This window comes from Streptomyces sp. SID1328 (genome assembly GCF_009865595.1).
GTDB lineage: Bacteria > Actinomycetota > Actinomycetes > Streptomycetales > Streptomycetaceae > Streptomyces > Streptomyces griseoluteus.
The window spans coordinates 1-263 of record NZ_WWKH01000487.1; the positions used below are offsets into that span (position 1 = coordinate 1).

At 78.7% G+C, this 263-nt stretch carries 1 protein-coding gene; it reads left to right on the forward strand.

Features of this window, described 5'->3' with window-relative positions; genetic code table 11:
- On the forward strand, positions 1–263 hold a 263-nt coding region (locus GT030_RS14965), incomplete at both ends, for an adenosylcobinamide-GDP ribazoletransferase (protein WP_161201533.1).

Genomic DNA, 263 nt, shown 5'->3' on the forward strand with positions numbered 1-263 from the left:
GCGCGGGCCCGCTGCTCGCCGCCGTCGCCTCCGCCGCCGTACCGGCCGCGCTCACCCGCGGGCTGCACCTGGACGGGCTCGCGGACACCGCCGACGGGCTGGGCAGCGGCAAGCCCGCCGAGCAGGCCCTCGCCATCATGAAGCGGTCCGACATCGGGCCGTTCGGCGTGCTCACCCTGGTGCTGACGCTGCTGGCCCAGGTCGCCGCGCTCGCCGGGCTGTACGGCGACTCGTGGGCGCGGGGCGCGCTCGGGGCCGTCGTC